The sequence below is a fragment of the Rhodococcus sp. OK611 genome, from assembly GCF_003050885.1.
GTDB classification, from domain to species: Bacteria; Actinomycetota; Actinomycetes; order Mycobacteriales; family Mycobacteriaceae; genus Rhodococcus_G; species Rhodococcus_G oryzae.
Genome location: NZ_QAOZ01000007.1, coordinates 184,973 through 203,443 on the forward strand (window position 1 = coordinate 184,973; position 18,471 = coordinate 203,443).

Annotated in this window: 17 protein-coding genes; 12 read left to right on the forward strand and 5 right to left on the reverse strand. The window is 69.8% G+C overall.

From position 1 onward, the window contains the following. Positions 1-190 precede the first annotated feature (190 nt). Together C8K38_RS10855 and C8K38_RS10860 are read left to right on the forward strand one after the other, a co-directional pair. Entirely contained in the window at positions 191-1,036 is an 846-nt protein-coding gene (locus tag C8K38_RS10855) for an alpha/beta fold hydrolase (RefSeq protein WP_375124787.1), read from the forward strand. Continuing rightward, positions 1,033-1,614 carry a DUF4203 domain-containing protein gene (locus C8K38_RS10860; protein ID WP_097211476.1) on the forward strand — a complete coding sequence of 194 codons (582 nt, stop codon included), beginning with the start codon at positions 1,033-1,035 and terminating at the stop codon, positions 1,612-1,614. Before C8K38_RS10855 ends, C8K38_RS10860 begins: the two co-directional genes overlap by 4 nt. Here the strand turns inward: C8K38_RS10860 and C8K38_RS10865 are convergent. Together C8K38_RS10865 and C8K38_RS10870 are read right to left on the reverse strand one after the other, a co-directional pair. Next, positions 1,587-2,921 (reverse strand): MFS transporter, encoded by a 1,335-nt coding sequence (locus C8K38_RS10865; protein WP_097211477.1) that lies wholly within the window; start codon positions 2,919-2,921, stop codon positions 1,587-1,589. The two genes, C8K38_RS10860 and C8K38_RS10865, sit on opposite strands and share 28 nt — an antisense overlap. A gap of 10 nt (positions 2,922-2,931) precedes the next feature. After that, the gene (locus C8K38_RS10870; protein WP_108168816.1) at positions 2,932-4,140 is read right to left on the reverse strand and encodes an amidohydrolase family protein; all 1,209 of its coding nucleotides are present in this window, start codon (positions 4,138-4,140) and stop codon (positions 2,932-2,934) included. A 62-nt stretch (positions 4,141-4,202) separates the two neighbouring features. Here C8K38_RS10870 and C8K38_RS10875 point away from each other — a divergent pair, with 62 nt between their 5' ends. From C8K38_RS10875 to cmrA, 4 genes are all read left to right on the forward strand, one after another. Continuing rightward, on the forward strand, positions 4,203-5,576 hold the full coding sequence (locus C8K38_RS10875) for a glutamine synthetase family protein (protein ID WP_097211478.1): 1,374 nt from the start codon (positions 4,203-4,205) through the stop codon (positions 5,574-5,576). Between the two features lie 90 nt (positions 5,577-5,666). Further along, positions 5,667-6,194, forward strand: a complete 528-nt coding sequence (locus C8K38_RS10880; RefSeq protein WP_077042177.1) for a PadR family transcriptional regulator — start codon at positions 5,667-5,669, stop codon at positions 6,192-6,194. A 351-nt stretch (positions 6,195-6,545) separates the two neighbouring features. Further along, positions 6,546-8,576, forward strand: a complete 2,031-nt coding sequence (locus tag C8K38_RS10885) for an NADPH-dependent 2,4-dienoyl-CoA reductase (protein WP_097211479.1) — start codon at positions 6,546-6,548, stop codon at positions 8,574-8,576. Between the two features lie 17 nt (positions 8,577-8,593). After that, complete coding sequence (gene cmrA, locus C8K38_RS10890; RefSeq protein WP_097211480.1) at positions 8,594-9,397, forward strand: mycolate reductase; 804 nt, start codon at positions 8,594-8,596, stop codon at positions 9,395-9,397. 263 nt (positions 9,398-9,660) lie between these two features. On the opposite strand, the gene C8K38_RS27385 is transcribed toward cmrA, so the two are convergent. Continuing rightward, the gene (locus C8K38_RS27385; RefSeq protein ID WP_245220986.1) at positions 9,661-9,888 is read right to left on the reverse strand and encodes an RGCVC family protein; all 228 of its coding nucleotides are present in this window, start codon (positions 9,886-9,888) and stop codon (positions 9,661-9,663) included. 62 nt (positions 9,889-9,950) lie between these two features. Here C8K38_RS27385 and C8K38_RS10900 point away from each other — a divergent pair, with 62 nt between their 5' ends. From C8K38_RS10900 to lysA, 6 genes are all read left to right on the forward strand, one after another. Continuing rightward, positions 9,951-11,129 (forward strand): ankyrin repeat domain-containing protein, encoded by a 1,179-nt coding sequence (locus tag C8K38_RS10900; protein WP_257017445.1) that lies wholly within the window; start codon positions 9,951-9,953, stop codon positions 11,127-11,129. After that, positions 11,119-11,688: a DUF4274 domain-containing protein gene (locus tag C8K38_RS10905; protein ID WP_097211482.1), complete on the forward strand. Its 570-nt coding sequence runs from the start codon at positions 11,119-11,121 to the stop codon at positions 11,686-11,688. The genes C8K38_RS10900 and C8K38_RS10905 overlap by 11 nt, the downstream gene beginning before the upstream one ends. Continuing rightward, entirely contained in the window at positions 11,685-12,695 is a 1,011-nt protein-coding gene (locus C8K38_RS10910; RefSeq protein ID WP_097211483.1) for a hypothetical protein, read from the forward strand. Before C8K38_RS10905 ends, C8K38_RS10910 begins: the two co-directional genes overlap by 4 nt. Next, on the forward strand, positions 12,688-13,551 hold the full coding sequence (locus C8K38_RS10915; RefSeq protein WP_097211484.1) for a hypothetical protein: 864 nt from the start codon (positions 12,688-12,690) through the stop codon (positions 13,549-13,551). Before C8K38_RS10910 ends, C8K38_RS10915 begins: the two co-directional genes overlap by 8 nt. Before the next feature lie 166 nt (positions 13,552-13,717). Continuing rightward, entirely contained in the window at positions 13,718-14,740 is a 1,023-nt protein-coding gene (locus C8K38_RS10920) for a beta-ketoacyl-ACP synthase III (protein ID WP_097211485.1), read from the forward strand. A 104-nt stretch (positions 14,741-14,844) separates the two neighbouring features. Further along, positions 14,845-16,188, forward strand: a complete 1,344-nt coding sequence (gene lysA, locus C8K38_RS10925) for a diaminopimelate decarboxylase (protein ID WP_097211486.1) — start codon at positions 14,845-14,847, stop codon at positions 16,186-16,188. Here lysA and C8K38_RS10930 read toward each other — a convergent pair. Next, positions 16,185-17,375 carry an NAD(P)/FAD-dependent oxidoreductase gene (locus C8K38_RS10930; RefSeq protein ID WP_097211487.1) on the reverse strand — a complete coding sequence of 397 codons (1,191 nt, stop codon included), beginning with the start codon at positions 17,373-17,375 and terminating at the stop codon, positions 16,185-16,187. The genes lysA and C8K38_RS10930 overlap by 4 nt on opposite strands. Positions 17,376-17,455: 80 nt before the next feature. Beyond that, positions 17,456-18,397 carry an RNA polymerase sigma factor SigJ gene (gene sigJ / locus C8K38_RS10935; protein ID WP_097211552.1) on the reverse strand — a complete coding sequence of 314 codons (942 nt, stop codon included), beginning with the start codon at positions 18,395-18,397 and terminating at the stop codon, positions 17,456-17,458. Positions 18,398-18,471: the final 74 nt, after the last annotated feature.

Below are 18,471 nucleotides of genomic sequence, written 5' to 3' on the forward strand. Positions count from 1 at the left end.
TTAGCATGCTTCCGGAACCGGACGAACCGGATCGGCCGATGCGCTCACCTCATCGTCACAAACCCCGGGCACACGGCCGAAGTGGGCACGATCGGGGCCGCCCACGAATGTCGCCCTTTTCGAGGCCCGAGCGGTAATCTCAGCCCATACCGGGTATGCAACGACGAGCGTTGAGGGACAAATGGATTCCGTGGACGATCGTACTCACACCGCAGTGACCGCCGGCGGACTCACCTTCGACGTCGAGGACTCCGGTCCCGCCGACGGCCCCCCGATCGTGCTGCTGCACGGCTTCCCGGAGACCTCGGCCTGCTGGCGCCCGCTGACCCCGCTGCTGACCGCGGCCGGACACCGGGTGATCGCGCCGTCGCAGCGCGGCTACTCCCCCGGCGCCCGACCGGTCGGTGTCGAGCACTATTCGATCGAACTGCTCGGCGCCGATGTGGTGGCCCTGATGGACGCCACCGGCATCGCGTCGGCACACGTGGTCGGGCACGACTGGGGTGCGGTGGTCGCCTGGTGGCTCGCCGCACACCACCCCGAACGCGTCGAGAGCCTGACCGCGGTGTCCGTTCCGCACCCGTCGGCGTTCGGCTGGGCGCTGCGCGAGGACGCGGACCAGCAGAAGCGGTCGCGCTACATCAGCGTCTTCCGGGATGGCCAGGTGGCGGAGAAGTTGCTGCTCGACGACGACGCCAAGCGCCTGCGCGCGGCGTACGGCGACCTCGATCCCGATCAGGTTGCCGAGCACGTGCGGGCCCTCACCGAGCCGGGCGCGCTGACGGCCGCGCTGTCCTGGTACCGCGCCATGCGCGCCGACTTCGGCGGCATTCCCTCGGTCCGGGTGCCCACCACCTACGTCTGGGGCTCCGCCGACGAGGCGCTCGGCCGCGCCGGCGCGGAGCGCTGCGGCGAATTCGTCGACGCCCCTTACCGTTTCGTCGAGCTCGACGGCGTCAGCCACTGGATACCGGAACAAGCACCCGACGCGCTGGCCGAAGCGGTCCTCGCGCGAATCGAAGGGAACGAAAAATGAGCGGGATCGCGGTACTCCTGGTCGGTGTCGTCCTCTGCTTCTGGGGCATCGGCTCGCTGCACGTCGCCGTGCTCGCGGCCGGCTTCGGGCTCGGCTGGCTGATCGCGGACCTGTTCAACGCCTCGCTGACGACGCTGATCCTGTTCGCGCTCATCGGCGCCGTCGCCTCGTGGGTGGTCACCACGCTGATCTTCAAGTTCTCCGCCTACTTCATCGGCGGCCTGACCGGCGCGATGGCGGGCGCGAAGCTCGCGGACGTCCTGCAGCCAGGGGACAACAACTGGGCGCTCAGCGGGATCGTGATCCTCGCGGTCGCGGTGGCGTCCGCGTTCCTCGCCGACAAGTACCGGGCCAGGGCGCTGCTGTGGCTCACCTCGATCGGCGGCGCGAGCATGATCCTGGCCGGTCTGGGACGAACCAGCGACACCCTCTCCTTCCTGCACGAACCGGAGGCCGGTTGGGAGCAGGTCACCTCGACCCTGCTCTGGATCGCGCTCGCCGCGGCCGGCTGGATCGTGCAGCGACGACTGTTCGCCGACAAGCTCAAGGTTCAGACCGACGAGGGTTCGCGGCGGTAGTCGCGCTCGGGCGCCCGCACCGGCAGCACCGCCGCCAGCCCGAGCGCCAGCACCACGAGCAGGCCGACGATGCCGGCCCGATCGCTGGCGAAGAGCCACGCGAACACCCCGAACAGGGTCGGCGCCAGGAACGAGACCGCCCGGCCCGTGGTCGCGTACAGGCCGAACATCTGCCCCTCCCGCCCGGTCGGGATGATCCGCACGAGGAAGGTCCGCGACGCCGACTGCGCGGGGCCGACGAACACGCACAGCAGCAGCCCGAACACCCAGAACGCCACCGGACCCGAGACCACCAGCAGGATCCCGCCGGCCACCAGCATCGCGACGAGCGAGGCGACGATGACCGTCTTCGGCCCGAGGGTGTCGTCGAACCGCCCGGCCGCCAGCGCCGCGACCCCGGAGACCACGTTCGCGGCCACGCCGAAGAGAAGCACGTCGGAGGACGCGATGCCGTAGACATTGACCGCGAGGACCGCCCCGAAGGTGAACACCCCGGCCAGGCCGTCACGGAAGAGCGCGCTGGCAAACAGGAACCCGACGGTGCGGCGATCCGCCGTCCACAGCTCCTTGAGGTCTTGCCACAGCACACCGTAGGACGCGAAGAACCCCGCCTGGGCCGCTCCTGGATCAGCCTCCGTGCGGGGCAGCTCCGGTACCGCGACCAATACGGGAATCGCGAACGCCGCGAACCACAGTGCCGCCACCAGAGCCACCATCCGGATGTTGAATCCCCCGTCGGTGCTCAGGCCCAGCAGTCCGCGGGTGTCGCCGTCGCCGACGATGAACCCGAAGTAGCAGACCAGCAGCAATACGATGCCGCCGAAATAGCCCATCGCCCAGCCGAACCCGGACACCCTGCCCACATTCGCCGGGGTGGACACCTGGCGCAGCATCGCACTGTAGGGCACCTCGGCGAGCGTGAACAGGACCGACCCGATGCCGAGCAGGGCCAGCCCGGCCCACAGGTACTGGTACCGGTCCTCGATCAGGAACATCGCCGCCATCACGACCACCACCGCCGCCGTGAGGAACGCGAGCGAGCGTCGCCGGTGCCCGGTCGCGTCCGAGCGCTGCCCGGTGACCGGCGCCAGGACCGCGATCAGCAGGCCGGAAGCGCCGAGCGACCAGCCGAGCCACGTGCTCGCCGAGATCGAGCCCGGCAGGTCGTCGCCGACCGCGTCGGTGAGGTAGACGGAGAAGACGAACGTCACGATCACGGCGTTGAACGCGGCCGAGCCCCAGTCCCACAGCCCCCACGCGAAGACCTGCTTGCGGGTGACGCCGGTACCGATCGCCTCGGGGCCCATGACCGCGAGCCTAGGCGAGCGAACCGCGTCCGGCTCCCCCGTCGTCGAGACCGTATGCGCGGCGGGCGTTCTCCGCGGCGATCAGGTACGCGATCCGCTCGGCGTCCCGCTCGGACCAGGCATCGCCATCGACTCCCGCCGCCAGGAAGTCCGACAGCGCGCGGCGGAACAGCATGGCGCTGACGTGGAACAGCTCCGGCAGCCCGTAGCCGTCGGAGGAGAACAGCACCGAACCGAAGGGCGCGAGTTCGAGCAGTTCGGCCACCACCTGTCCGGCCCGGCTCCCGACGTTCTGCACCGCGAGGCCGACATCGACAAAGACATGGTCGAACACCTGCGCCAGGCAGCCCGCGTTCCGATGAAAGGGGTAGGTGTGCAGCAGCATGATCGGTACCCCGCGACCGGCCGTTGCCCGCAGCAGCGGCGCCAGCAGCAGCGGATCGCAGCGGCCGAGATCCGCATCGGCATCGCCGAATCCGGTGTGGAACTGGATCGGCCGGCCGAGATCGACGGCGGTCCAGATCAGGAACCTGATCAGGGTCTCGTCGGCCAGCCGGATCGGCGCGCCCCGCTCGATCCCGGCAGCCCACCGTGCAGCCGCGGCGGCCACCTGGTTCGTGGGCGGACGCTCCGGGGCCAGATCCAGACCGACCCGATACGCGGCGATCGACTTGAAGCCGATCGAGGTCGCCGCCGCGGCCGCCAGACGGTCCCGGCAGGCCTCGACGAAATCGCCAGCGCCATGGACGGCGATCACCCGCTCCGCGACCGATTCGAGCCGGACGATCTCCCGCGCCGAGGCCCCGGCACAGGCGGCCAGCTCGTCCGGCGAGGTCAGTCCGTCGGGCCGAAAGCCGGTGTCCACGAAGAACTCGGAGATCCCCGCGCCCCGAAACAGCCGCCGGGCCACCTCGACGGGGCCGAGCTCGGCGCGGCGCGCGAGGTAGTCGTCGGCGGGCGCGTGCGGCGGCAGGTCGAGCACGGGGCCGCACAGGCGCCGGACCGCGAGCCCGACCTGGGTGTCGAACAGCGTCCCGTGCCAGCGACCGGGCGCATCGGCCTCACAGAGCAGCGATTCGAACCCGGCCCGGTCGAGTGGGCCCCGCACGATCCCGTGGCAGTGGTGGTCGACGAGCGCGATCTGTCCGACGAGCTCCTCCAGGCGCCGTTCGCCCGGTCTCGATGGCCGCGCCGACGTATCGTCTGAGGATCGTGCCATGACCGCCATTCTGCCGCTGAACGGCAATCGCCGCTGATCAGAGACCGCGCGAAGGAGCCGCAATGGACCGGGACGAGCGTGAGCGGCGGGCCGCGGAGGCCGGCCCGGTGGCGGCCAGGCTCGCCGATCAGGGCGTGGTCGGGGTGGCGCTCACGTGGGTCGACAACAGCGGGATCACCCGGACGAAGGCGGTCCCGGTCGATCGGCTGGCGAACGCCGCGGCCTGGGGCGTCGGCGCGTCGCCGGTGTTCGACGCGTTCGCGACCGACGATTCGATCATCGCGGGCCGCTGCGCGGGTGGGCCCGTTGGCGACCTGCGGCTGCTGCCGGACCTGAACCGGACCGTCGCACTCGCCGCGCAGCCCGGCTGGGCGTGGGCGCCCGCCGACCGCTACACGCAGGACGGTACTCCGCACCCGCAGGATGCCAGGGACGTCACCCGTCGCGCGGTCACGGCACTGGCCGACGCCGGCCTGACCGCGAAGTCCGCGATCGAGGTGGAATGGACCCTCGGGCTCGACCAGGACGACTTCGTGCCCGCCACCCGTGGGCCCGCCTACGGGTTCACCCGTCTCGTCGAACACTCGGACTACCTGGCCGACCTGCTCACCGCGCTGCGCGAACAGGGCGTCGCGGTGGAGCAGATCCACCCCGAGTACGCGGCCGGGCAGTACGAGCTGTCCGTGGCCGCCGAGGATCCGCTCGGCGCCGCCGACACCTTCGTGCTGGTACGCGAGACGATCCGGGCGCTGAGCGCCGACCGGGGCCTGCGCGCCTCCTTCTCCCCGAAGGTGGTCGCCGACGGCGTCGGGAACGGCGGCCACGTGCACCTGTCCATCTGGCGCGGCGGGGTGAACCTGCACGACGGCGGCGACGGGCCCTGCGGCATGACGGACGCCGCGGAGTCCTTCGCGGCGGGCATCCTGCACCGGCTGCCCGCCCTGCTCGCCGTCGGCGCACCCTCGGTCGCGAGCTACCTGCGGCTCGTTCCCGGCCACTGGGCGGCCCCGTTCCAGGCGTGCGGCCACGAGAACCGCGAGACCGCGCTGCGCCTGATCACGGGCAGCCGCGGCGAGGAGAGCCGCGCGGCCAACCTGGAGGTCAAGGTCCTCGACCAGTCGGCCAACCCGTACCTGTGCATCGCCGCGCTGATCTTCGCCGGCCTGGCCGGGCTCGCCGAGCGCTCACACCTGCCCGGGCTGGTGGACGTCGACCCGGCCGGGCTGAGCGAGGACGAGCGGGCCCGGCTCGGAATCCGCGCGCTACCGGGCACGCTCACCGAGGCCACCGACGCGTTCGAGGCCGACGCCGTGCTGGGGGCGGCACTCGGGCCGGAGCTCGCGGCCACCGTCGCCGACCTCCGACGCGCCGAGGTCGCACGCTTCGCCGACTCGAGCCCCCGGGAGATCGTGGCCGCGCTCCGCTGGGTCTTCTGACCGTCTCGGGCCGGCGTTCGCCGGCAGGAATCAACTGCGTGGATATGAACTCAGTTGCATAGTCTCCTCGTTGCATAGATACTCGATCCCGTGGCACTCGAACATGCGCTGTTGGTCTCGCTCTCCGAACATTCCGGGTCGGGATACGAGCTCGCGCGTCGATTCGACAAGTCCATCGGCTACTTCTGGAACGCCAGCCACCAGCAGATCTACCGCGTGCTCAAGCGGATGGACGAGGCCGGCTGGGTGGACGGCGAGACCGTCGGCCAGGACGGCCGCCCGGACAAGAGGGTCTACCGCGTCAGCGACGCCGGCCGCGCCGAGCTGCGGCGGTGGATCGCGGAACCGACCGAGGCCGGGAACCTGCGCAACGAGCTGGCGGTGAAGATCCGCGCCGCATCCTTCGGCGACCTCGACGACGTGCGCGCCGAGGTCGGCAGGCACCGCGACGACCACGCCCGGCGGCTCGAGGTCTACCGACTGATCGAGAAGCGCGACTTCCCCGCACCCGACCGGCTGTCCGGCACCGACCTGCACCAGTACCTGGTCCTGCGTGGCGGCATCCGCGTCGAGGAGGGCTTCACCGCCTGGTGCCAGGAGGTGCTCGATGCGCTGTGACCCCTGGTCGCTCCGCGGGCTCCGCTCCTGTGACCCCTGGTCGCTCCGCGGGCTCCGCTCCTGTGACCCCTGGTCGCTCCGCGGGCTCCGCTCCTGTGACCCCTGGTCGCTCCGCGGGCTCCGCTCCTGTGACCCCTGGTCGCTCCGCGGGCTCCGCTCCTGTGACCCCTGGTCGCTCCGCGGGCTCCGCTCCTGTGACCCCTGGTCGCTCCGCGGGCTCCGCTCCCGTGACCCCTGGTCGCTCCGCGGGCTCCGCTCCCGCGCCCCCTGGTCGCTCCGCGGGCTCCGCTCCTGCGCCCCTGACCCCGACCCCAGCACTCCAGCCCGAGTCCGACCCGAAAGGCCGCCCACGTGAGCAACCCGTACCCGAACCTGTTGTCCCCGTTGGACCTGCGCTTCACCACGCTCCGCAATCGCGTGGTGATGGGCTCGATGCACACCGGGCTCGAGGACCGGACTCGCGACATCCCGAAGCTCGCCGCGTATTTCGCCGAGCGGGCCCGCGGCGGCGTCGGCCTCATCATCACCGGCGGCTACGCACCGAACCGCACCGGCTGGCTGCTGCCCCTCGGGGCCAAGCTCACCACCCGCAAGGCCGCGAAGCTGCACCGCGAGGTCACCGACGCCGTGCACGCCGAGGGCGGCAAGATCGCCCTGCAGATCCTGCACGCGGGCCGGTACTCCTACCAGCCGCTGAGCGTGTCGGCCTCCTCGATCAAGGCCCCCATCAACCCCTTCCGGCCCCGGGCGCTGACCGGCCGCGGCGTCGAGAGCACCATCGACGACTACGTGCGCTGCGCGGAGCTCGCCCAGTCCGCCGGCTACGACGGCGTCGAGATCATGGGCGGCGAGGGGTACTTCATCAACCAGTTCCTCGCGGCCCGCACCAACAAGCGCACGGACAAATGGGGCGGCAGCGCCGAGAACCGGCGTCGCTTGGCGGTCGAGATCGTTCGGCGCACCCGCGCGGCGGTGGGGTCGAACTTCATCATCGTCTTCCGGCTGTCCATGGCCGATCTCGTGGAGAAGGGCCAGACCTGGGACGAGATCTCAGCCCTGGCAAACGAACTCGAGGATGCCGGCACCACTATCATCAACACCGACATCGGCTGGCACGAATCTCGGGTGCCCACCATCGTCACCTCCGTGCCGCGGGCCGCATTCGTCGAGTTCACCGCCAAGGTCGCCGCGGCCGTGTCGATCCCGGTCTGCGCGTCGAACCGGATCAACATGCCGGAGGTCGCCGAGGAGATCCTCACCCGCGGCGACGCCGAGCTGATCTCGATGGCCCGGCCGATGCTCGCCGATCCCGACTGGGTCCGCAAGGCCGAGACCGATCGCAGCGACGAGATCAACACCTGCATCGCGTGTAACCAGGCCTGTCTCGATCACGCATTCGTCCGCAAGAACGTGTCCTGCCTGCTCAATCCCCGCGCAGGCCGCGAGACCGAGCTGGTGCTTGCACCAACCAGGCGGGCGAAGAGCGTGGCCGTCGTCGGCGCCGGACCCGCGGGCCTGGCCGCGGCCGTCGGACTCGCCCAGCGCGGCCACACCGTCGAACTCTTCGAGGCCGGCGCCGAGATCGGCGGCCAGTTCGGCATCGCCCGGCGGATCCCCGGCAAGGAGGAGTTCGCCGAGACGATCCGTTACTACACCCGGCAGCTGGAACTGAACGGCGTGAAGGTGCACCTGGGTACCAGGGTCGATGCAGGCCGGCTCGCCGAGGGTGGGTACGACGAGGTGGTCCTCGCCACCGGCGTCACCCCGCGGATTCCGAGCATCCCCGGCATCGACCACGCCAGCGTGCTCTCGTACGCCGAGCTGGTCCGTGACGGCAGGCCGGTGGGCGACCGCGTCGCGGTGATCGGGGCGGGCGGCATCGGCGTCGATGTCTCCGAGTACCTCACCCACGCCAGCTCCCCCACCCTCGACCTGGACGAGTGGAAGCGGGAGTGGGGCGTCACCGAGTCCGACGCCGCACCAGGCTCGCTCACCGCGCCCACGACCGAGCCGTCGCCGCGGGAGGTGTACCTGCTCCAGCGCAAGCCCGGCCAGATAGGCGCGCGACTCGGCAAGACCTCCGGCTGGGTGCACCGGGCCGCCATGAAGAAGAAGGGCGTGCACCAGCTCTCGGGTGTGAACTACGAGCGGATCGACGACGAGGGGCTGCACATCACCTTCGGCGAGAAGCACGAACGGGCGCAGGTCCTCGCCGTCGACAACGTGGTGATCTGCGCGGGTCAGGAATCGGTGCGTGAGCTCGAAGGCGACCTGGCCTCGGCCGGGGTGACCACGCACGTGATCGGCGGGGCGGACGTCGCGGCCGAACTGGACGCCAAGCGGGCCATCGAGCAGGGCACCCGCCTCGCGGCGGCGATCTGACCCGCTAGCCTGAGCCCGTGAGCCTGCCTACCCCCACCCCTGATTCCCGCGCGGTCGTGACCGGCGCCTCCTCCGGCATCGGCGAGGCGCTGGCCACCGACCTGGCCGCGCGCGGATACTCGCTGATCCTGGTGGCCCGTCGCGGCGACCTGCTCGATGCGCTGGCGGCGAAGCTGACCGCGGCGCACGGCGTCGAGGTCGAGGTCCGCGCGGTCGACCTGTCCGATCGGGACCAGCGCGGGGGCCTCGTCGACGAGCTAGCCGAACGCCCGATCAGCATCCTGTGCAACAACGCCGGGATCGCCACGTTCGGCCCGGTGTCCGAGCTGGACCCCGCCTACGAGCGGGCCCAGGTCGAGCTCAATGCCGTTGCCGTGCACGACCTCACGCTTGCCGTGCTGCCCGGAATGCTCGCGCGGGACTCCGGCGGCATCCTGATGGTCGGATCGGCGGCGGGCAACATGCCGATCCCGAACAACGCCACCTACGCGGCCACCAAGGCGTTCGTGAACACCTTCTCCGAGTCGCTGCGCGGTGAGCTCACCGGCACCGGCGTGCACGTCACCCTGCTCGCACCGGGCCCGGTGCGTACGGAGATCCCGGACCCGGCGGAGGCCTCGATCGTCGACAAGCTGGTCCCCGATTTCTTCTGGATCTCCAGCGAGTACACCGCCAAGTTGTCGCTGGACTCCCTCGCGAAGAACAAGATGCGCGTGGTGCCGGGCATCCTGAGCAAGGGCATGTCGGTGGCGGGCCAGTACAGCCCGCGCGCGGTGGTCGCGCCGATCGTCGGCACTTTCTACAAGAAGCTGGGCGGCTAGGGGCCTGCGGCCAGGAGCTTGTGGAAACACAGCGCTTTCACAAGATAGCTAGGCTAAGTTCTTGGCTACGCCGGACAATCGGCGATGAGGAAAGTCGGAGGACACCGTGGAATTTGTTGGCTCTGTCGCCGGTATTGCGCAAATGGTCATCGGCACCATCCTCGCCAACACCGGATCGGGCGGTTCCGGGTCCGGCTGGTGAACGCACGACCGGATTCGGCTCGCTGCCCGCGAGCCGAATCCGGTCGAAGGCGATTTCTCGTTCAGTACCGCGTGTAATGCTGCCCGATCACCTGTTCACCGGCACAGATGCACTTCCGCTCGAGGTGACGGTCCGTGGTCGCGGCGCAGAACCGGATACCGAGCGCATCGTGGGACTCCAGGCTGTGTGGGCACGCCGGGCAGGAGGGCGACGATTCCAGCGCCTGAGCAGGGTCGGGAGACGCAGAATCTGCTTGAGAATTCGACACATCGGTCGGGTTCGACGCCATGGCGGCGCTCCAGTTCTCGGCCCTTCGCCTGCGGACCGGTTGAGCGCCGAGGACGACATGGCTTGACCGCGCATATACGAATTGCCCTCGACATCCACGACGCTACTCTTCCCCGCCTGCCGCTCGGGTTCCGCCCGATGATCAACTACCCGGGCAGATGGACCCGATACAAGGAGGCCCTCGTGGCGAAGCGCAGGACCCTGCCGAAGGATTTCGACGAGAAGCTGAAGACCGAATCGCTTGACGATCTGAAGGCGGTGTTCGACAAGTCGATGCTCGATGCTCGCGGCGGATCCAGCAAGCAGACCGCCATCGGATTCGTCGAGTGCCCGGACGAGCTGATCATCTGGCTGGTCGAGCAGGGACTCGATGTCGACGCCGCGGACCTCTATGAGGACACCCCACTCTGGACGAGAGCATCGAGGGGTCGCGCGGAGCAGATCCCGCTCCTGCTGTCGCTCGGGGCGGACATCCAACGACCGAGCCGGTATGGCGAGTCGCCCCTGCACGCCGCCGCGGGAGGCCAACGCCCCGACGCGACGCGGGTGCTGCTCGAACACGGCGCCGATGCCCGCGCTCTGAACGGCGCGGGCGAGACCCCGATGCTGCATGGTCTTCGTCGGACGCGGAACTTCGTCATCCCTGGCATGGCCCGGGTCGCGAAGCTGCTCCTCGACGCCGGCGATCCCGTCACCGAGGAGATGCGGGCCGCGGCGACCCGGATCGGCACCGAGTTCGAGTTCCACCGGGACAGCTTCAACCCCGACTTCCTCGACGAGACCGACGCCGGCCTCACGGAGCTCTACCGGTTGTTCGGCGTCACGCCCGTTGCCGGGCGTCGGCGGCACGACGGCGTCTCGCCGATCGCGGTTCCCACGGGCGCGTGGCAGGACCAGCATCAGGCGCTCTGGGAGTTGCTGGTGCCGTCGAACGGCCCTGCGACGACCGTGCAGGGCGAGGTGGTCCGCCTCACCGGACGGATCGCGCGGGAGATCCTCGACGACGGCAGCCCGAACTGGGGCCGCGACTTCAGGCACATGCTCGCCGCGCTGCCCGAGCACTACGCGAGCGGCACCCCGCTCCCGGCCGGCGAACTGCAGGAGGCCCAAAGCCTCTCGCGGGCCTTGAAATCCGGCGACGGGGATGACGCGCAGGTGTATCGCCTGAGCGAACTCGCGGTCGCGTGGGTCGCATCGAATCCGACACCGGTCCCGCTGGGGAAGGTGAACTATGGGCGTTGACTTCGACGAGCTGGAGCTGCGCCTGATGCGCGAGTTCCTGGAGAGTGCGTCCGCGACCGAGTGGTTGGTGACGGCACTCGCGATGAACTACGACGGCAAGTCCGACCTGATCGCATGGATGGCCGCGCATCCGAAGCTCGATCGTGCCACCGCGGCGGCCTTGTACTGGTACTCCCAGCCGGGTTACTACCAGAGGTTCCGCAGCGAGGCCGATGTGCCGTCGGTCAATCGCGCGGGATGGGCGAATGTGCATGTGCTGCAGGACCGTGTCGTCTCCGGCACGGTGGCGGGCGCCGGTGCGTCGTTCGACCCGGCGAACGACCTCTCGACTCCGACCGGGAACCCGAGGCATCCCGGCCAGGACTGGACGGCGGAAGCGCTGGGCGCACACGACGATCCGGGATGGTTGATCCCGGATGTGATGTTCGAGTCCGTCACCGGAGACGCCGTCGACATCCGCGGATACGTGGAGTCCAACGGATGGGACGAGGGTATGCCGCCCACTGTGCTCGAAGAACTTGAAGCTGCATGGCAGGCCGAAGGTGAGGACGACGAATGATGACCTGCTATGCGGAAGTCGAGAACGCCGTTCGTGAGTGTGCAACCCACGCTACGGCCCAGGCGCAGGCCGAGTTCGGGCTCGCGGTCACGCGGGAACTCCTCACAGCGGATGGCGTGGCTGCGGCGGCGGCCGCCGAGCTGACGGAGGCCGGGGCACGCGCCGTCAGCGCGGCGGCCGATGGAGCGGGTACGGCCTCTGCCGAGCAGCTTCGGGTATGGATCGGGGAGATCGACGAGGGCGATCTGTCGGATGGCGACATGGATCCGGATCTCCTGCGCGCGATCACCGCGCTGGAGGCGTGGGCCGCTTATCTGGAGGAACGATCGCCGGAGCGGATCGCCGCACTGGGCATCGCGCTGCTCGAGCAGGCGGACTTCGAGGCGAGTGGGGCGCCGTTGGATGACTTCCTGGCGCCGCCCGAGACTCGGCAGGCGTACGAGCGGATTCGTGCGGCGCTCACCGAGCCGGCGATGCACGGAAGCGAGCCACGGGCCGTGTGGGAGAACAGCATCACGATCGATGCTGTGGACAAGGCGGCTGTCCGGCGGGCCTTCGTCGCTGCGGCGGTGTCGCGTCGCCTGCGGATCGCAGGCGCGATCGCGCTCCCGATCGCGCTGGTCGTCGGCATCGTGTCGGCGGTGTCGGGTCGCCCGGTCGGAGCGTTCGCATTCGGGGTGATCGCAGCCCTCATGCTGCTGCTTGTCGTCTTCGGGGTCATCCTTCGTCGCGTTGCCACGAAGGCAATCGAAGACGGCATGGGTGTCGGATCGCGACTCACGGTGCGGATCGACGCGGACGGGCTGGGGTTGGACGGCGGGTTCGGATCATCGCGCGCCCCGTGGAATTCGCTCTCCAGCGCGGTGCGCATCAAGGGCACCATCGTGTTTCGGAACATGGCGGGGAAGGCGGCGTTCTTCGTGCCGGGTCGCGCGCTCGACGACACCGCACTTGCACTGGCCGAGAAGTACATCAAGCGGGATCGGACAAGGACCGGAGATGAGTGACGAGGGCGGCCGCGATCAGGCGTGGCGGGACGAGCTGATCCGCCTGGGCGGCAGCATCCATCAGGACGAGGCGGAGCCGCTCAGCGATGACGAGGACGCCGTCCAGCAGGCAGGCATCGACCGGTACCTCGCGATGCTCGACGCCCTCGACGGGCGGGCGATCGATCCGGAAACCATCGAGGCGATCCTGTGGTCGTTGCACCCGCTCGACGACTACGGCATCTACGAGGCCGCCTACGGCGTTCTCTCGCAAGCCGATCCGACAACGGCTGGTGCCGCCACCGCCCGGGTGCTGCCGAACTGGCTGGAGTCGCGCGGGGATCACCACAGCATCCGCACCGGCTCGATGTTCGTCACGGGTGCCGAGGACGCGAGCGGCGCGTTCCTCACGGCGACCGATACCTGGGGCGATGCGCAGCGAGCGCTCGTGCGCCGAACGGTCGGCCGCTGGGTCCGTGACGACGAACAGTGGGAACCGATCCACGAGGCACTCGGCGGCACGAACAGGAAGCCGGTGCTCGATCCGATCCCGGACGACTGGCCCGAGGACTGGAGATCCGCGGCCGAGGCGTTCCGCGAGAGCGGTCGGGTCGATCGCGCCTGGACGAACGAGAAGGACTTCCCGAGCAACTTCGACCGCGTGTTCGCGATCATGGAGCTCGGCCACGGCGCGCGCTGGCGGGAGGTGCCCGACTTCCTCAACGCGCTGCTCATGCGTCGGAGGAACGAACTCCCGAAGTTCATCGGTGCGCTCGCCGCGCTCGCTGACGATCGCCGCGAACGGATCGTCATGGCCGTCGATGCCGCGCGCCCGGACACCGCCGAGTACCTGCGCGGGCTCTTGGAGGAGCGATGAGGGCCGTTGATGCCCTCGACGACCTCGCGGTTGGCGCGGAACGGGCCACCATCTAGGAGACACCCTCTAGGGTGCGATCGATGCCCCCTAGGGTGCCTATCGTCTGGCCCGGCCAGGACCCATGCTGAAGCGGCAAGGCAACATCCGCCGCATCAGGAGATGAACGATGGCCGCCCCGATCACCGCCACCACCGGCTCACCACACAGCGCCATCCTCGGCCTCGGGGTGTACCGGCCGTCCCGCATCGTCGACAACGCCGAGATCTGTCAGAGCATCGATTCCAGCGACGAGTGGATCCAGACCCGCTCCGGGATCAAGACGCGTCGGTTCGCCGGGCCGGAGGAGTCGATCCTCGAGATGTCCGTCGCGGCGGGACACCGGGCTCTGGCGTCGTCGAGGGTTGCGCCCGAGCGGATCGGCTGCGTGATCGTCGCGACGTCGACCTACCTGTACCAATCGCCCGCCGTCGCCCCGCAGATCGCGCACCGGCTCGGTGTCTACGGGGCCGCCTTCGACGTCTCGGCCGGGTGCGCCGGCTTCTGTCATTCGCTGGCGGTCGCCTCCGACATGGTCCGCGGCGGCAGCGCGGAGCACGTCCTGGTCATCGGCGTCGAGCGGATGAGCGAGTGCCTCGACCTGACCGATCGGACCACCGCGTTCATCTTCTCCGACGGCGCCGGGGCCGTGGTGGTGGGACCGTCGCAGACTCCAGGGATCGGACCGGTCGAGTGGGGCTCGGACGGGTCGCAGGCGAACGTGATCTGCCAGGCCCCGTCCTGGGACGTATACCGCGACAATCCCACCGGCCCGCGGCCGACCGTCAAGCTGGACGGGATGGCCGTGTTCCGTTGGGCGGCATTCGAGATGGAGAAGGTCGCCAGGGCCGCGCTGGACCGGGCGGGCGTCGTGCCCGAGCAGCTGGACGCCTTCGTCCCCCACCAGGCGAACCTCCGGATCACCGACATCATCGCCAAGCGGCTGGGCCTCTCGCCCGATGCCGCGGTCGCGCGCGACATCGTCGAATCCGGGAACACGTCGGCGGCGTCGGTCCCGCTGGCGATGGACACGCTGCTCCGGTCCGGCGAGGCCCCCGCGGGCGGCACGGCCCTGCTGATCGCGTTCGGGGCCGGGCTGTCCTACGCCGCGCAGGTGGTCAGGTTGCCTGCGAACGCCGATTCGTCAGGATGACGTCAAGCCGTGACGGGTCGGCGTCAAGGTCGCGTCAGGGGCCGCGTCCACGCGCCCGAACGCGAGTACTCCGGAGGGTGAACCATCACCCCTAGGAGAACCCGGTGACCCTTCTCGACATCTTCCCGTCGCTCCGCTCCGCCATGTCCCCGCGGCTCGATCCCGCGGTGTGGCCGATCAACACCCACCACGACGAGCAGGGCCGGATCACCGTCGGCGGCGTCGCGTTGTCGGATATCGCCGACCAGTACGGAACGCCGAGCTACGTGATCGACGAGCTGGACGTCCGGCACCGCTGTCGCACCTACCGCGAGATCTTCCCGGAGGCCGAGATCGCGTACGCCGGAAAAGCGCTGATGACCAGGGCGCTCGCCTCCTGGGTGAGCCAGGAGGGGCTGGCCCTGGACGTGTGCTCGGCCGGGGAACTGGCCATCGCCCTCTCGGCGGGCGTCGACGCGCGCCGGATCATCATGCACGGCAACGCCAAGACCCCCGCCGAACTCACCGCCGCCCTCGACGCGGGCGTCGGCCGCATCGTCATCGACTCGCACACCGAGATCGCGGTCCTCGGCTCCGCGCTCGACCACAAGCAGGACGTGCTGGTCCGGGTCACCCCGGACATCGACGTGCACGGTCACCGCGCGGTCCGCACCGGTGTGGCGGACCAGAAGTTCGGGTTCCCCATCGATCACGGCCAGGCGGACGCCGCGATCGCGCGGGTACTCGACCAGCAACACCTGAACCTGATCGGCCTGCACTGCCACCTGGGGTCGCAGATCACCGATCCCGAGCACTTCGGCGCCGCGGTGCACCGGATGATCGCCCAGATGGCTCAGGTGTACCACGATCACGGACTGATCCTGACCGAGCTCAATCTCGGTGGCGGCCACGCGGTCTCGTACGGATTCGACGACATGCCCCTTGACCTCACCCTGCTCGCCGCGACCATCGAGGACGCGCTCGACGAGGCCTGCGCGCGGCACCGGTTCCCGCGGCCGCGGATCACCCTCGAACCGGGCCGTGCCATCGTCGGCAGGTCGGGCGTGACGGTGTACCGGGTCGTGTCCGTCAAGCAGATCGAGGGCGGGCGCACCTTCGTCTGCGTCGACGGCGGCATGAGCGACAACCCCCGCGTCTGCCTCTATGCGGCCAGGTACAGCGTCGCCCTCGCCAACCGGCATCCGGTGGGCGCCCAGATACCGGTCACGGTCGCGGGTCGACACTGCGAATCCGGTGACGAGCTGGCCGTCGACGTCGCCATGGCCGCGGACGTGCGCCCCGGCGATGTGCTGGCGATCCCCGGCACCGGCGCCTACCACCACGGCCTCGCGTCCAACTACAACTCGGTGGGCAGGCCGCCGATCATCGCGGTGTGCAACGGCTCGGCGCGCGAACTGATCCGTCGCGAGACGATCGACGACCTGCTCCGAAGGGAATCCTCGCTCTAGCCGCGTCGCGGGGTGACGAGGCCGGACTCCGCTACGCCGGTTGCCGCAACGTGCCGGCGGCGGCTCGGCATCAGCAGGGTCGGATGACCGATGCCCCAGGCCGCGCCCGAGCAGACGAGCTCCTTGATGCGTGCGGCGGCCCTGCCCGTGATCGCGGTGGGCTTGGCCTGGTCATCGGGAGTCACGGGCTGGATGATTCCGTCGCGGCGCCCCAGGCTGATGCACTGGAAGTTGTAGCCGATCGTGGTCTCGGGGACCTCGCGACCGGTCAAACGTACGGCGAGGGCATCGGCGGCCTGCCACGCCGTCGGACCGCCCGAGGCGCAGGACATCCGCAGTGGCTTACCGCCCGCACCCTCGGCGAGCACAGCGTCGCCGACGGCGTAGACATCGGGGTGCGAGACCGAGCGCATGCTGCGGTCGACCACGATCTGTCCGTTGCCGGACACCTGGAGTGCGGTGGCAGCCGCGAGCGGATGCGCGGCGAAACCCGTTGTCCACACGGTCATATCGGCCGGGATCTCCCTTGCGGCACCGTCGATCACGGCGCCGGCGGTGACGCGTGTGATGTCGATGTGGTCGTGGACCGTGATGCCGAGCCGGTCGAACGTGCCGCACAGATGACGCTGGGCCTTCTCACTCAGCCAGTCGCCGACGCCTCCGCGAGCGGCGATCGAGATCGCGAGATCCGGGCGGGTCTCGGCGATCTCGGTGGCGGCCTCGATGCCGGTCAGGCCGCCGCCGACGACCACGACCGTTGCGCCCGGGGACAATTCGTTCAGCCGCGCGCGCAGCCGCAACGCGGCCTGCTTGCCCGCGACGCTGTGGGCGTGCTCCGAAACACCGGGGACGCCGTGGTCGGCGCCGACGCTCCCCAGGGCGTAGACGAGGCTGTCGTAGCCGAGGGACTCGCCGCCGTCGAGATCGACGGTCTTGCGATCGACGTCGACCGCGGTGACCAGCGCGGTCACGACCTGCACGCCGGTGCCGGCGAAGTACTCGCGCAGCGGGCGGGGGCGCAGATCCTGACCGGCCGCGAGTTGGTGCATGCGCACCCGTTCGACGAAGTCGGGGTCGGCATTGACGAGGGTGATCAGGGCGTCGTCGCTGTGCAGTCGCTTGGCGAGACGGCCGGCGGCGGTGGCTCCGGCGTACCCGGCTCCGAGGACGACAATGCGGTGCTTCATGGCTCGCTCCTATCGGTGTGGACTCACCTCATGAACCGGATAGGCGCGCGATCCCTGACACGAACGCTATGTGATGTGGGTCACCACGTCACGGCGAGCGGGCTGTGCGGACCCTCCGCCTCCCACTGGCGCGTGATGCGGCCCAGCTTCTCGGGGTTGACCTGGATGTGGACCGCCGCGATGCCGTCCGGAGTGACGTCGAGGGCGAAGACGGCGAAGACCCGCTCACCGACCTGCGCCAACACACCGGGACCACCGTTGACCACGCAGGCATAGAACACCGGATCGCCACCGACATAGCGGCGCTTGGCGTCGGTCAGACGGAAGGCGTGGCTCAGGTAGCGCGCGATCTCGAGCGCACCGAGGACCGGCGTCTTGCGGGCCGGGATCCGGCCACCGCCGTCGGCCACGCCGACCGCGTCGTCGGCGAGCATCCGGATCAGCGGATCGGTGTCGCCGCTGAGGACCGCGGCGAGGAATTCCTCGACGATCCGCCGAGTGGCGGCCTCGTCAACCGTGGCGCGGGAACGCCCGGTGACGTGCTGCTTGGCCCGCCGGTAGATCTGCTGACAGTTCGACTCGCTGAGGTCGAGGATCTCGGCGATCTCGCGGTGGGAGTAGCCGAACGCCTCGCGCAGCACGTAGACAACGCGCTCGTTGGGCGAGAGGCGCTCCATGAGCAGGAGCATCGCGAGGGAGACCGACTCGCGCTGCTCGGCGGTGTCGGCCGGACCGAGCATCCGGTCTCCGGCGAGCACCGGCTCGGGGAGCCACTGTCCCACATAGGTTTCCCGCCGGGCCCTGGCCGAGGTGAGCTGATTGAGGCAGAGATTGGTGAGCACCTTTGTCAGCCACGCCTCGGGCGTCTCGATCCGGTCCCGGTCCGCCGCATGCCAGCGCAGGTAGGCGTCCTGCACCGCGTCCTCCGCGTCACCGGCCGACCCGAGCAGCCGGTAGGCGATCGCCTCCAGGCGACCCCGGGAGGCTTCGAACAGGTCGACCTCGTCGGCACTGAGTGTCATCGCCCCATGGTCGGCCATGCGCGCGGACGGTGTCCACCCGCCGGACATCGGTCACCCACACGAGCAGTCGGGTA